12 protein-coding genes are annotated in these 13,454 nt (G+C 46.4%); all 12 read right to left on the bottom strand.

The annotated features are described in order from the left end of the window. Positions 1–72 precede the first annotated feature (72 nt). The 12 genes from R7Z77_RS20660 to R7Z77_RS20605 all read right to left on the bottom strand — a co-directional run bounded on the left by R7Z77_RS20660 (position 73) and on the right by R7Z77_RS20605 (position 13,420). Positions 73–1,461 (bottom strand): uracil-xanthine permease family protein, encoded by a 1,389-nt coding sequence (locus tag R7Z77_RS20660; protein WP_318136808.1) that lies wholly within the window; start codon positions 1,459–1,461, stop codon positions 73–75. A 232-nt stretch (positions 1,462–1,693) separates the two neighbouring features. Next, positions 1,694–3,775, bottom strand: a complete 2,082-nt coding sequence (gene recG / locus R7Z77_RS20655) for an ATP-dependent DNA helicase RecG (protein WP_318136807.1) — start codon at positions 3,773–3,775, stop codon at positions 1,694–1,696. A gap of 253 nt (positions 3,776–4,028) precedes the next feature. Next, entirely contained in the window at positions 4,029–4,712 is a 684-nt protein-coding gene (gene trmH / locus R7Z77_RS20650; protein ID WP_017635001.1) for a tRNA (guanosine(18)-2'-O)-methyltransferase TrmH, read from the bottom strand. 52 nt (positions 4,713–4,764) lie between these two features. Continuing rightward, a complete protein-coding gene (spoT, locus tag R7Z77_RS20645; RefSeq protein ID WP_005379340.1) occupies positions 4,765–6,885 on the bottom strand; it encodes a bifunctional GTP diphosphokinase/guanosine-3',5'-bis pyrophosphate 3'-pyrophosphohydrolase in 2,121 nt (706 codons plus the stop codon). A gap of 39 nt (positions 6,886–6,924) precedes the next feature. Continuing rightward, positions 6,925–7,197: a DNA-directed RNA polymerase subunit omega gene (gene rpoZ / locus R7Z77_RS20640; RefSeq protein ID WP_005379346.1), complete on the bottom strand. Its 273-nt coding sequence runs from the start codon at positions 7,195–7,197 to the stop codon at positions 6,925–6,927. A 181-nt stretch (positions 7,198–7,378) separates the two neighbouring features. Next, positions 7,379–8,002, bottom strand: a complete 624-nt coding sequence (gmk, locus tag R7Z77_RS20635) for a guanylate kinase (RefSeq protein WP_005379347.1) — start codon at positions 8,000–8,002, stop codon at positions 7,379–7,381. A gap of 448 nt (positions 8,003–8,450) precedes the next feature. Next, on the bottom strand, positions 8,451–9,674 hold the full coding sequence (locus R7Z77_RS20630) for a tetratricopeptide repeat protein (protein WP_047103757.1): 1,224 nt from the start codon (positions 9,672–9,674) through the stop codon (positions 8,451–8,453). Positions 9,675–9,683: 9 nt separating this feature from the next. Further along, entirely contained in the window at positions 9,684–10,316 is a 633-nt protein-coding gene (locus R7Z77_RS20625; protein WP_005379353.1) for an energy transducer TonB, read from the bottom strand. A 4-nt stretch (positions 10,317–10,320) separates the two neighbouring features. After that, complete coding sequence (locus tag R7Z77_RS20620) at positions 10,321–10,728, bottom strand: ExbD/TolR family protein (RefSeq protein ID WP_005379359.1); 408 nt, start codon at positions 10,726–10,728, stop codon at positions 10,321–10,323. Positions 10,729–10,753: 25 nt separating this feature from the next. Then, positions 10,754–11,281: a MotA/TolQ/ExbB proton channel family protein gene (locus R7Z77_RS20615; RefSeq protein ID WP_005379363.1), complete on the bottom strand. Its 528-nt coding sequence runs from the start codon at positions 11,279–11,281 to the stop codon at positions 10,754–10,756. Between the two features lie 9 nt (positions 11,282–11,290). Then, entirely contained in the window at positions 11,291–12,652 is a 1,362-nt protein-coding gene (locus tag R7Z77_RS20610; RefSeq protein WP_017634999.1) for a MotA/TolQ/ExbB proton channel family protein, read from the bottom strand. Between the two features lie 3 nt (positions 12,653–12,655). Next, positions 12,656–13,420 carry a DUF3450 domain-containing protein gene (locus R7Z77_RS20605; protein ID WP_005379365.1) on the bottom strand — a complete coding sequence of 255 codons (765 nt, stop codon included), beginning with the start codon at positions 13,418–13,420 and terminating at the stop codon, positions 12,656–12,658. Between the last annotated feature and the right edge of the window lie 34 nt (positions 13,421–13,454).

The raw sequence follows: 13,454 nt of genomic DNA, 5'->3' as shown, positions 1-13,454 counted from the left end.
TATCTCCTTATTAGTGAAGATAAGATCATAAGTCTGGTGCCTGGCTAATTGAATGTGTGCTTTGTGGGGCGCTTACGACTCTTTCACTTCCTGAGGAAGTTCATCTTCGTCTTCCAGTTTCTCTGGCAGAAGTAGATTTAAAATGATCGCTGTGATGCCACCTGCTGCAACACCAGTTGAGAAAATACTCTTAATAAATTCTGGCATAAATTGCAGGATCTCTGGTTTTTGTGCGATACCAAGTCCCATTGAGAAGGATAAGGCCATGATCAGAATTGCGCGGCGATCGAGCTCAACACGAGAGATAATGCGCACACCAGCGGCAGCAATCGTACCGAACATGACAATCGTTGCGCCGCCAAGTACTGGCTCAGGAATCAGCTGAACAAAGCTAGCGACGCCAGGAAACAAGCCAAGAATCACTAACATGCCAGAAATAAAGTAACCCACGTAGCGGCTCGCGACTCCTGTTAGCATGATGATGCCGTTATTCTGGCTAAACGTTGAGTTCGGGAAGCTGTTGAAAACGGCTGCGATTGCAGAGTTTAAGCCGTCTGCTAACACACCGCCCTTAATGCGTTTCATGTACACTGGGCCTTTTACTGGCTCACCAGACACTTCAGATGTTGCGGTAATATCACCGATGGCCTCTAGTGCGGTAATAAAGAAAATCAGTACCAGCGGAATGAACAGAGACCAGTCAAACGATAAGCCATATTGCATTGGTACGGGCAGTGCTACGATCTCGGTTGCGCCTAGCTGAGAAGTATCTACCATCCCCATAAAATACGCCATGATGTAACCCACTAGCATCGCAATCACGATTGAAGCCACACGGATGTATGGGTTTTTCGAGCGGTTTAACATCACAATTAACCCAAGTACGGTACCAGCCAGAGCAAGTTTGTCTAAGCTACCAAAAGTACCGTCGCCCATTGCAGCATAGCCTCCACCCATAGAAACCAAGCCGACTTGGATCAGCGTCAGGCCAATCAGAGTTACGACAATGCCAGAGACGAGAGGTGTGATGATGCGGCGGGCATGCTCAAGCACACGAGACAGTAAGATCTCGGCAAATGATGCGACTAAAATCGTACCAAAAATGGCAGCCATCATGGTGCTGATGTCCGCGCCACCTGCTTTCAGCGATAGGCCTGCACCAATAATAGGACCTAAAAAGTTAAAGCTGGTACCTTGAACAGAGAGCAAACCAGAGCCAATTGGGCCAATGGTGCGAATTTGAATAAACGAAGACACGCCTGACGCAAACAAAGACATGCTGATGATGGTATTCGTTTGGTCTGCTGGTACACCCAAAGACTGACAGATGATCAGTGAGGGAGTGATAACCGCGACGAACATCGCCAATAAGTGCTGAAGTGCGGCAAAAATGGTTTGAGGCAAAGGTGGTCGATCGTTGAGTTGATAGACCAGTTCCGAAGATCGGTTTGAAGTTGTCATTGTTTGTCTCGATAGTCGCAATATTTCCCTAGTTCTCGCTGAATGGGAGAGCAGGATGGAGTTGACGTCGTTACCTGTGATTGCTGTTAATCAGAGTCAACTCAGGTTGGTGGAGTGTGATCTAACACACTTAAAAATTTGTGCGCGATTATAGAGAGATTTACTCAAAAAGCAAACGTTTGCTTTGTTTTTGGCGCATTAAAAAACGAGCCACTTGGCTCGCTTTCAATCATTACGCTTTGGAGTAAATATCCCGCTCACCCAACCAGCGATCGATAATCGCTGTTGCGTTAGACGGGTAATTGTCATGAATATGACGCGCAATGCGCTGAACTTCGGGAATCAGGCGTTGATCTCGAACTAAGTCTGCGATTTTGAAATCAGCAAGACCTGTCTGCTTTGTACCCAATAGTTCTCCAGGGCCACGAATTTCTAGGTCTTTCTGCGCAATGACGAAGCCATCGTTACTTTCACGTAGTACTCCGAGACGTTTTTGCGCGGTTTTTGACAGCGGAGAGTGGTACAGCAGTACACAATGGCTAGCAACGGAACCTCGGCCCACGCGACCTCTTAACTGGTGTAATTGTGCCAAACCAAGACGTTCAGGGTTTTCTATGATCATCAAGCTAGAGTTTGGTACATCCACACCAACTTCAATCACTGTCGTTGCGACCAGCAAATGCAGTTTATTGTCTTTGAAATCTTGCATCACCGCTTGTTTCTCTGCCGGCTTCATTCGTCCGTGTACTAGACCAATTTTTACGTCCGGCAGTTTACGTTGAAGCTCTTCTGCGGTATCTGCCGCGGCTTGCGCTTCTAGTACTTCCGATTCATCAATCAGGGTACACACCCAATATGCCTGCTTGCCTTCGTTTAAGCAGGCATTTCGGACACGCTCGACGATGTCGTCACGTTTTGTATCAGGAATGGCAACGGTTTGAATCGGCGTTCGACCCGGTGGTAGCTCGTCAATCACGGAAGTTTCCAGATCGGCGTAAGCGGTCATCGCTAAGGTTCGAGGAATAGGCGTCGCCGTCATGATCAACTGATGAGGATAAGCGCATTGTTTTGCGCCTTTTTCACGCAATTCTAATCGCTGATGGACACCGAAGCGGTGTTGTTCATCAATGATGACCAAAGCAAGGTGATGAAATTCAACGTGCTCTTGGAATAGCGCGTGAGTACCCACTACCATTTGCGCTTCACCACTGGCAATACGAGCCAGCTCGGCTTCCTTTGCCTTACCTTTGAGTTTGCCCGCTAACCAACCGACTTGAATGCCCATTCTCTCAAACCAGTTTGCGAAGTTGATAGCGTGTTGCTCGGCCAATAGTTCGGTTGGCGCCATGAGTGCCACCTGATGGCCATGCTCAATGGCTCTAACAGCGGCCAAAGCGGCAACCAATGTTTTCCCCGAACCAACATCGCCTTGCACTAATCGCATCATTGGGTGCGGTTTTTCTAGATCGGCTTCAATCTCTTGTACTACTCGGGTTTGAGCGTTTGTAGGAGAGAAAGGCAGTTGGGCTAAAAGCTGCGTTTTTAGTTTATGACAAGGACCGAGAGGTAGCGCTGAATCCTTCTGACCTTTGCTACGCACCGCCAGCATCGATAAGTTTTGTGCGAGCAATTCTTCCATGATCAAGCGGATTTGGGCAGGATGTTTGCCTTCGTCAAACTCATCTAAATTAATGGTTGGTGGTGGGCGATGAATGGTGTGCAGCGCTTGCGACATCGTGATTTGATGGTCATACAACCCAGCTGGAAGTAATTCCTGCACTGCGGTTTTATCAAGCAGGGCTAAAGCTTGTTCGGTAAGGTTGCGCAATGTGATTTGACGCAATCCATCGGTGGTGGGATAAACAGGGGTTAAGCTCTGTTCTACATCGGGCTTTTGCTCGCTGACGTAAAACTTGTAGTCAGGATGAACAATTTCCAAACCCATGCCACCGCGCTTAATTTCACCGTAAGCATGTACTAACTTACCTTGCGTGAAATTGTTCTTCATGGCTGCGGTAAAGTTGAAAAAGCGCAGCGTGATAGTGCCATTACCGTCGCTGATTTTTACCGTTAGCATTTTGCGCTTACCGAAGATGGTGTCGACTGCCATGATCTTACCTTGCACTGCCGCCCAAAGGCCAGCATGCAGTTTGGCAATAGGGTAAATACGAGTACGATCTTCGTAGCGTAACGGAAGGTGAAACAGCAAATCTTGAACGCTATGTAAGCCAACTTTGGCGAGTTTTTCTGCGACTTTCGCGCCAACTCCAGAAAGGGAGGTTAATGGGACGGCAGATAACATTTGGGCGGACATAGAGGGCTCAAGAAAATGGTTAACATAGCAGTATGTTAACCATGGAGCTGTGTTTTTGTACAGGAAAAAATAGTCATGCTTTAGTTAGTGTCATGATTTGACTGATAACCTATCATTCCGAGGAGCTTTAGCGACATCAGGATTCTATTTCCAACAAGTATGTCGCTGAAGTTAACACTATCAGCATCTGTATATTTGAGAATTAGATCCTGAACCACGCTCCTTCGCCGCCGTTCAGGATGACGAAAGTCTGTTACTTGCTTTGCATCTCTTGCCACCACGCGTCATCGGCGATGATTTGACCTTCTTCATCGAGTGGTGGGTAAACGAGCCCTTTTCGTTTCGCGACCTTTGCCAGCACTGGGTGACCACGTTCAAAGAGAATACGGTTGATTGTCTCTTTAGGCAGAGCGCTTTCTTCTCGGTCGTACATGCCTGCGGCTTCACGTTGACGTTGCGCTTCATACAAAATTACGGCACTGGCAACCGATACGTTTAGTGACTGCACCATGCCCACCATTGGGATAATAATGTCTTGATCGGCAAGCTGTTTGGCTTGCTCCGAAGCGCCAACTTTTTCACTGCCTAAAATGATTGCCGTTGGTCTGGTGTAGTCGATCTCGCGAAAATCGACGGCGGTGTCCGAAAGATTGGTCACCAAAACCTGCATACCTTGCGCTTTGAGTTCGGTAATCGCAGTTTCAATCGAATCGTGAGTATCCACTTCAACCCAGTTACGCGCGCCAGCTGAGGTATGGCTCAGCGTACGCATTTTGTCTGGCCAAATTGCGTGAACTTTGTGTAAGCCTGTCGCGTCAGCGGTGCGGATCACAGCAGAGACGTTGTTTGGCTTATGTACTTCTTCGAGACAAAGTGTCAGATCAGTTTGGCGAGTTTTTAGGACTTGGTGAATACGGTTGTAACGTTCTAGGTTCATATTTATTGAGGTATAAAAAATCGCCACCTAACAGAGTAGGTGGCGATAGAGGTTAGTTCTTTCTGCGTCTGACTCGGGTTGCTTGAGGCATTGCCTTAATCTTACGCATGATACCAGCAAGGTGGACACGATCTTTCGTCGTCAACAGCACAGTCACAGTGTATAGACGACCATCACGTTCTTCCGTTGAAAGGCCATGAATGTTTGATCCTGTTTTCGAGATCACGTTGGTCAGTTCTGCAAGAGCACCTTGGTTGTTAAGCATGTCGACTTTAAGTTCAGCAATGAACTCTTTATCGTAGTCTTCAGACCAAGCGACAGCCATATAACGGTCTGGCTCTTTCTGATAACCACGAACGTTCGGACATGTTTCTCGGTGAACAACCAAACCACGACCAGGCGATACGTGAGCAATAATGTGATCATCTGGGATAGGATGACAACAATTTGCAAACGTCAGCAATAAGCCTTCTGCGCCACGAATCGGAAGCTTCTTCTTCGAGTCCGTTGGGATTGAACTTGTTGTCGTGAGCTCTTCGGTGTCACCAAGGAGACGACGTGCGATCACAATGCTCATCAACTCACCCAATCCAATAGCAGCCAATAAATCATCGATGCTTTCTAGGCGAAGATCATTCAAGACTTCTTGGATATTTTCTGGATAAATTGAATCAATCGAGTGACGGCCAAGTGCGTGATTAAGTAGGCGACGACCTAAAGTAATCGACTCTTCACGACGCATCGTTTTCAGTACTTGACGAATCTTAGTGCGGGCACGAGAAGTCACGACATAGTTTAGCCATGCCGCATTCGGACGCGCACCAGGGGCACTGATAATTTCCACCGTCTGACCGTTTTTCAATGCCTTACTCAATGGGTAAGGGTTACGATCAACACGAGCACCAACACAAGAGTTGCCTACATCGGTATGTACGGCATAGGCAAAGTCGACAGCCGTTGCGCCTAAAGGTAATTCAACGATACGACCTTTTGGTGTGAAGACGTAAATCTCATCTGGGAAAAGATCGGATTTTACGTTTTCAATGAATTCGAATGAGTTACCCGCGCTTTGTTGTAGCTCTAACAGGCTTTGCATCCAACGCTGAGCTTTCACTTGCGCAGTGGTGCCAGACTTGTCGCCTTTGTCTTTATAAGACCAGTGTGCTGCGACACCTTTGTCCGCCATTTGATCCATATCTTCAGTACGGATCTGAACTTCAACAGGTACGCCGTGTGGGCCAACCATGGAAGTGTGTAGCGATTGATAGCCGTTCGCCTTTGGTACCGCGATGTAATCTTTCATGCGACCAGGACGTGGCTTATACAAACTGTGTACTTGGCCTAAAACGCGATAACAAGTATCAGCGGTATCAACAACGACTCGGAACGCATAGATATCCATGATGGTGTGAAAGCGCTGTTCTTTGGTTTTCATCTTGTTATAGATAGAGAACAGGTTTTTCTCACGACCAACGACGCGAGCATTCAAGCCGAAATCTTGCAGACGGCCTTCTATTTCGCTGTGAATGCGTTGGATCATCTCTTTACGATTACCACGTGCGGCTTTAACCACTTCTTTCAGTACGCGGTAGCGGTTGGGATATAGCGCCTCAAAGCCCAACTCTTCGAGTTCGGTTTTGATATTGTGAATACCAAGACGATGAGCGAGGGGCGCGTAAATTTCTAACGTTTCACGAGCAATACGACGCTTTTTATCTGGTCGAAGCGCGCCAAGCGTACGCATGTTGTGCGTGCGGTCAGCCAGTTTGATCAGAATGACGCGGATATCTTGCACCATGGCCAGAACCATCTTACGAAAGTTCTCAGCCTGAGCCTCTTTCCTATCGCGGAATTTGAGTTTGTCCAGTTTAGATACACCATCAACCAATTCTGCGACAGTGTTGCCGAATTTCTCTTCGAGATCTTCTTTAGTTACATCACAGTCTTCAATGACGTCATGCAGCAAAGCAGCTTGGAGGGTTTCGATATCAAGGCGCATTTCGGCCAAGATACGAGCCACAGCGACAGGGTGGATGATGTATGGTTCACCGCTAGAGCGGGTTTGCCCTTCATGGGCATCTCTCGCTACCACATAAGATTGACGCAGAGCCTCAATCTGAGGCTCTGTTAGGTATTCTTGGGCAACGTCTTTGAGGCTATCGAATAGATACAAATTATAGGCCCGGGAGGTTGTTGAATTCTAAAGTCAGAATTAACGGTTGTGAGCGATGCTGCTTACTGCCGCTAGCTCTGCCGCTTCTTGCTCTTGCTGTTCTTGACGTTCACGAGCGTCTAGAACTTCTTTAGTAATTAAACCTTCTTCGATTTCGCGTAGAGCGATAACCGTTGGCTTATCGTTCTCTTCTGGCACTAGTGCATCTTTACCGCCAGTTTGCATTTGACGAGCGCGGCGAGCCGCAATCAGTACTAGGTCGAAACGGTTGCCAACTTTTTCAACAGCGTCTTGAACAGTTACGCGTGCCATGAGGACTCCAAATAGTTAACTAAAATTTTAGAATGACGAGAAAGTATACAACCTAACTACTTTATTTACTAGCAATTAGACAAGCCACCGTTTGTGGACTTTCTCAGGTAGTTTATTGTGTTTTTCGCACTGGGCAAAAAACGGGAAATTCTTTATGTTTTACAGCGTGACTTTTTTGAAGTTACTCTGCTAACAACGCGTCAAGCATACCTTTATATTTAGCAGCTTGCTTTTCTTCCTTCAATCTTTCAGCACGCAAGATAGCTTTAAAATCCATCAAAGCGGTATCAAAATCGTCGTTTACGATCACGTAGTCGTACTCGTTGTAATGAGAGATTTCCGACTTGGCTTCAGCCATACGCTTTGCGATCACTTCATCGCTATCTTGACCACGAGTGTTCAAGCGACGCTCTAACTCACCGTTTGATGGTGGCAGGATGAAGATGCTTTTGGCTTCTGGCATTTGTTCACGGATTTGGCGTGCGCCTTGCCAGTCGATATCTAGAAAAACGTCGATACCTTTATTTAGTGTTTCTTCAATCCATACACGAGATGTGCCGTAATAATTACCAAACACTTCTGCGTATTCTAGGAAGTCACCTTTAGCGATCAGGGCTTCAAACTCATCTTTCGCTACAAAATGGTAGTGGACACCATTTTCTTCACCAGGTCGCATGTTGCGCGTGGTGTGAGACACAGACACTTTCATTGCGTAGGTTGGGTTGCGTTCCAACATCGCTGAGATCAAGCTAGATTTACCTGCGCCGCTAGGTGCAGATACGATATAGAGAGTACCTTTGCCCATTGTACTGTTCCACTTTTGATTGGATTGATTGAGTGCCGAAGGAAAGTTCGACATTCTTATAACGATAGCACTGGCATTGAGAAATCAACCACCAAAGGGGTGGATATTGGTGATAATCCCGCCAGAAAAATGGAGGCGAAGAGTATCATGATCTCTATTTTGTTACCAGTTGATCTTTCTGTCTGTGATCGTCCCAGATGAAATAGTTACTTACGCCAGAGTGTTCCTAAACAGCGAAGAAGGAGCGTGGTACAGGACTTACCATCCGCGCACTCTGTTATTAAAACCATTTCTACAACCGTTTAGTGTGCTGATTTTAGGTTTAGAGTCCCGATTTGGCTTGCGTGAGTGACTCTGGTTAAAAATAGGGGTTAATAAAGATAAAACGGAAAAAAGGGGAAGCTTTCACTTCCCCAGGCGTGCGACTGACTCACACTTAATCTTCGAATTATCCTTGAGACTCTAGGAAATTTATCCAAGGGCTAACGGTTGACCTGAATTTTGGCGATTGAGCAGCGCCTTTCATCGCCTGCAAGGCCTTTTGTGGTTGCTTAAGCTCGAAATAGGCCATCCCGCGAATGTATTCAAGTTCTGCCTTTTGCTCTTTAGAGGCACTGGATGCCGCGCTTTCTACAAAACGAGTTGCTTCAGAATACTGCTTGTCTTGTATCATTAAGCGAGCAATCTGAATTTGCGTTTTAGCAGAAGGAGCGAGGTTATATGACTTTTTATAAGCGAGAATTGATTTATCTAGCTCTTTAGCTTGCTGCCAGAAACTGGCTAGGCGGTCATAGTTTTCCTTCGTCTTTTCAATGTTTCCAGCTGCCATTTCCTTTTCAAGAGTTTTGGCTGCTTTATATGGAATACCTTGATAAGCCAAGAAGTTTACAAAGCGTAAATATTCCTTCTCTCCTTCTAGTTTCCCCATTTTGTAAACCATTTCTAGGGTGGCTAGAGAGTTGCGTTCTTGACCTAGCTCCATGTAGACACCAGAAAGTTGCATCCAGTAACGCTTTTTCTGAGGGTACTTTGAAGTCAGAGTTTTGAGTACACTGGCAACGCTTTTCAGCTGGCCTAACTCGTAGTGAGATGCAACGAGAATTAAGTACCAAGACTCACTTGGGCTCTTGCTCATCGCGATGGCTTTTTTGGTTGGCGGGATTGCATTTCTGTAATCTTCCAACTGAACATAAGCGCTCGCTAACGTGATATAAGCATGAGCTTGAGGCTTCTCTTTGGTTGTTTCTGCAACCTTGAACCATTCCTTCATCGTTTTTACAGACAACGTATACTTTTCTTCAGCTAGGTAAAGCTGAGCCAAGCTGTAGCGAACTTGTTGAGCAACAGGAACGGGAAGTGCGTCGAGCTGTAATGCTTCGGCAAAGTATTTTGCTGCTTGCACATAATTGTCTTGTAGCGAATACAAAAAGCCAGTCTGCTGAAGTAAAACTGCTCGGTCGTATTTTTTCGAACTTGTGCTTTCTAAAGCGCTTGCTAGTTTTTCTTTTGCTGCTGAATATTTTTCAGTTGCGATCAACTCTTGCACTTTGTTAACGGTTCGAAATGTCCGATCTGATAACTGAGGAGCTTCTTTTGCCATCGTAGGAGCGGCCATTGCCACTCCTGCGAAGAGAATTAAAGAAGCCACTTTGCTTTTCCATAAACTTTTCATCGTGACTCCTTAATTGGTTGAGAACTCTATTTCTTGCGATAGGCGCGAGCTAACAGGTTTCCCGTCAACCAATTTTGGTTTAAATGTCCATTTAGAGACTGTTTTTCTTGCCGCTCGACCGAGGCCTAAGCGTCGTGGTTGCTCTTTAAGAACTTTGATGTCCTCTACGGCACCACGTGCGTTTACAGTAAACTCTAATAAGACGACCCCTTTTTCTATTCCTGCTTTCGCAGCCTTCCTAGGCATTTGAGGTTGGAATGTCGCTAGAGGTGTTGGACCTCCGCTACCCGCGAGTTGCGCACCTCCACCCTGGCTATAATGTCCAAGCACCGAACCACCTGTAACATTTACGGGTAGGTCAAGCTTTGGCATATCCATTGGGGTCTGCTCCATCACCGGTTTTACTGTCGCTGTCACTTTCATTTCTGGCGGCGGCGGCGGACGCTTAGGCGGTGGTGGCTTTGGAAGTTCGCGTTTTTTCTCCTGTATTTTTTCGTCTGGTTTAATGCGAATAAACTCGACCATACGCAGGTCATCATTCGACACTAACTCGTGGCGCTCTTTGTTTACTAGCTTGTCCATCCCCCAGAACAACCCGAGGGAGACAATGAGCGCCAGTGCAATTGAGGCCAGATACCGCATAAGCTTAATCCTTATTGGTTGCGGCAATGGAGATGCTTTCTACACCTGCCATTTTGATCTGGTCCATAACCTTCACTACTACGCCAGCATTTGCTTCTGTGTCGGCTTGGATAACAACTGCGCCATCAGGGCTTTCTGCACGAAGACGTTCAATATTCGCGCGAACCGCGTCCACTTCGATGCGGCGTTTATCAACCCAAACATCACCCGCCGCACCAACTGCGACCATGATGTTACCTTTTTTCACGGTTTGCGCAGAGCTTGCCGTCGGGCGGTTTACTTCTAGACCAGCTTCTTTTACGAACGATGTTGTTACGATAAAGAAGATCAACATGATGAATACGATGTCGAGCATCGGTGTCATATCGATAGCGGTTTCATCACTGCTATCACTGCTATAGCGTCTTTTCATGACCTATACCTCTAATTCCATTTACTCAGGCAATATGCTTTAGCTTATCTTCCAGCTTTTGCGTTGTGACTTTGGCTAAATGATCAAGACGTGAACTAAAGAACAGTCCTGATAGAGAAGCCACCATCCCGGCTAACGTTGGGATTGTTGCCTTTGAGATCCCCGAGGCCATTGCTCGAGGGCTTCCTGTTCCTGTTACCGCTAAGATGTCGAATACTTGGATCATGCCAACAACGGTGCCGAGCAAACCCAGTAAGGGACAAAGCGCAATCAATACTTTCACGATTGGCAGGCCCTTTTTATTCTCAATGTCCTGACGAGAAACAATTTCTTGTCGGATCATCTTAGCGTTCCAGCTCTGGTGCTCTGATCGCCCCTGCCATGAGCCAACGGCTTTTTTCATGGCTTTTGGAGCGACGGCAGCAAAATAGAACCAACGTTCTAACAATACTGCCCAAAGCATAAAGCTGAGGATGAAGATGGCGACGAGTACATCGCCACCCATTCCCAAGAAGCGCCTAATTGATTCAAGTTCTCCAACTAACCACCACATAACGCCTCCTTAGCTTTCGGCTTTATGTAGTTTTTCCTGATAGCGAGCGATGAAGCCTGCACTCTGTTCTTCAAGAGTTTGAACCAAACGACGACCTTTACTGTGTACGATGGTGTACAGGAACAGTAGAGGAATTGCGACAACCAGACCAAGCATCGTAGTAACAAGTGCTTCAGAGATACCGCCAGCCATTAGCTTAGGATCACCTGTACCAAATAGTGTGATTGCTTGGAACGTACCGATCATACCCATAACCGTACCCAGTAGACCTAGAAGTGGTGCTACAGAAGCGAACAGTTTGATTGAGCTGATAAAGCGTTCAATGCTCGGTGCGTTACGTAGGATGATTTCGTCCAGTTTCGCTTCAAGATCTTCAAGGTTGTCACCTTTGTGTTCTTGGTAAGCTTGGATAACTTCACCCAGAGGGTTACCAGGAATCACGGTTTCTGATTTCGCTTGCTTACGCATTTTACCGCCAATCACTTGAAGGCGTAGGAAGCAAACTAGAGCAATGATAGCGCCAACTGCACCCATACCAAGGATGACGTAACCTACAATGCCACCTTGATCAATACGTTCTTGAACGGTAGGGCTTTGTACAAGTAGAGACAGAATTACACCACGGGATGGGTCAATAAACAGTGGCTCATAGCTGTTTGACGCTGACTCAAAGCCTGCAACATGACGTGTAATATTGGTGCGAGGCTGTCGAGAGAGTTCTTCGAACTTACCTGTTTGAGGTACATAAGTAACGTACTTACCATCGGCAATCGCGTTAAATTCACCGACAAGAGTAACATCGCGAACCGCTTCTTTACCTTCGCCATAAACAACCGTTGCTTGGGTTGTTGCTGTCTCGCCTGAGGCAACCACTTGTTGAAGAATGGTATGCCAGAATGCTTCTAGCTCTTGTGTTGATGGCAGTTCTTTGCTTTCAGCCAGTTTCGTTAGTAGAGCGTCACGCTCTGGGAACTGAACAGCGTTTTGAGAGGCAGCAAATAAACCCTTAAACTCGCCCGCATATTGGCGGACCACACCAAACATTTCGCCCAAAGTACCAGAGCGAACACGTAAGGTTTCTGTTAGTTCAGTCAGCTGCTTATCGTTTTCATCAAATGTCGCTTTAAGTTGATCGCCCAGTGCTTGCTGTGAAGCTAGCTCTTCACGAGCCTGTTGCAATAATGCCGCTTGCTTATCTCGGTTGTTCTTGAACTCAGCTTCACGGGCTTTGTTCTCTTTTGACTCAACGATGCTTTCTGATTTTACGTTTTTGAGTAGTTCAGATAGGTTTTTAGGCGTTTCTGCTTGTACGCCTGAAGCCATAAATAAGCTCGCTAGTAGACCAGCGGCTAGAGTTTTGAATCCTTTCATCTCTTATTCCTCCCCAGCATATACAGGCAATTTGATTAGCGCTGGTGGCGCTTGCTTCTTCGCGATACGAAGGCCTTGCTGTACCGCTATGCGGTAGCTTTCCGGTAATGTTTCCCATTGACGTGTTTGTTGGTTCCACATACCTGTTTCACCACCGTCTGGAGATTGGAATAAAAGCGCCGTGCGACCAATACGTAGGAAATCGTAAGTCACGGTTTCCCCATTTCTATCTAGGCTAGCTTTGTAAGATTCAATTGAGCGAGAGAAGCCTTCTTCAATTTGGTAGGCTTCCATCACTTTACGGAATTTCTCAGAAGTCGTTACGTCGGCGCGATCCATGAGACGACGCAGTTCTTGGACACGTTTATTACGTTCTTTTTTCTGGAAAGGCAGATCGAGAGTCACAAACTCATCGAGTGCATCGATCATTTTAAGTGTTAGTGGCACTACTTCTGTTGCCGTTTGATCGATCTGAGCAATTTGGTTATTTAATGAGTCCAATTCACCTTGCTGTGATTGAACCATACGGTTAATTTGCTCGTTGTAGACTTTCATGCTGTCGATTTGACGTAGTAAGCCTTTGTATTCTGCCAACATGCCTTCAGTACTTTCGGCATAATTGTCGATTTTTTGTTGCGAAGCTTCTGAAGATTGATTTGCTTTTGCTTGTGTGGAAACGACAGCACCAGAGTTGGCCGCTATAGAGCTACTACTGATAGTAAGCAATGCTGCAGCTATGGCACTGAGACCAAATTCCTTGAATTTCATGGTTGCATCCTTGTCAGTGTTTTAGTCAGTCGAA

The sequence above is a fragment of the Vibrio sp. 1401 genome (genome assembly GCF_033340295.1).
Note: the sequence above shows the minus strand (reverse complement) of the source record. Positions and strands in the feature narration are given on the sequence as shown.

What these genes read in the sequence shown, in the direction of transcription:
- R7Z77_RS20620 (WP_005379359.1), bottom strand. Translation starts at nt 10,728, where the DNA reads ATGAAAAGACGCTATAGCAGTGATAGCAGTGATGAAACCGCTATCGAT.
- recG (WP_318136807.1), bottom strand. Translation starts at nt 3,775, where the DNA reads ATGTCCGCCCAAATGTTATCTGCCGTCCCATTAACCTCCCTTTCTGGA.
- trmH (WP_017635001.1), bottom strand. Translation starts at nt 4,712, where the DNA reads ATGAACCTAGAACGTTACAACCGTATTCACCAAGTCCTAAAAACTCGC.
- rpoZ (WP_005379346.1), bottom strand. Translation starts at nt 7,197, where the DNA reads ATGGCACGCGTAACTGTTCAAGACGCTGTTGAAAAAGTTGGCAACCGT.
- R7Z77_RS20625 (WP_005379353.1), bottom strand. Translation starts at nt 10,316, where the DNA reads ATGCGGTATCTGGCCTCAATTGCACTGGCGCTCATTGTCTCCCTCGGG.
- R7Z77_RS20660 (WP_318136808.1), bottom strand. Translation starts at nt 1,461, where the DNA reads ATGACAACTTCAAACCGATCTTCGGAACTGGTCTATCAACTCAACGAT.
- R7Z77_RS20605 (WP_005379365.1), bottom strand. Translation starts at nt 13,420, where the DNA reads ATGAAATTCAAGGAATTTGGTCTCAGTGCCATAGCTGCAGCATTGCTT.
- R7Z77_RS20610 (WP_017634999.1), bottom strand. Translation starts at nt 12,652, where the DNA reads ATGAAAGGATTCAAAACTCTAGCCGCTGGTCTACTAGCGAGCTTATTT.
- gmk (WP_005379347.1), bottom strand. Translation starts at nt 8,002, where the DNA reads ATGGGCAAAGGTACTCTCTATATCGTATCTGCACCTAGCGGCGCAGGT.
- R7Z77_RS20615 (WP_005379363.1), bottom strand. Translation starts at nt 11,281, where the DNA reads ATGTGGTGGTTAGTTGGAGAACTTGAATCAATTAGGCGCTTCTTGGGA.
- R7Z77_RS20630 (WP_047103757.1), bottom strand. Translation starts at nt 9,674, where the DNA reads ATGAAAAGTTTATGGAAAAGCAAAGTGGCTTCTTTAATTCTCTTCGCA.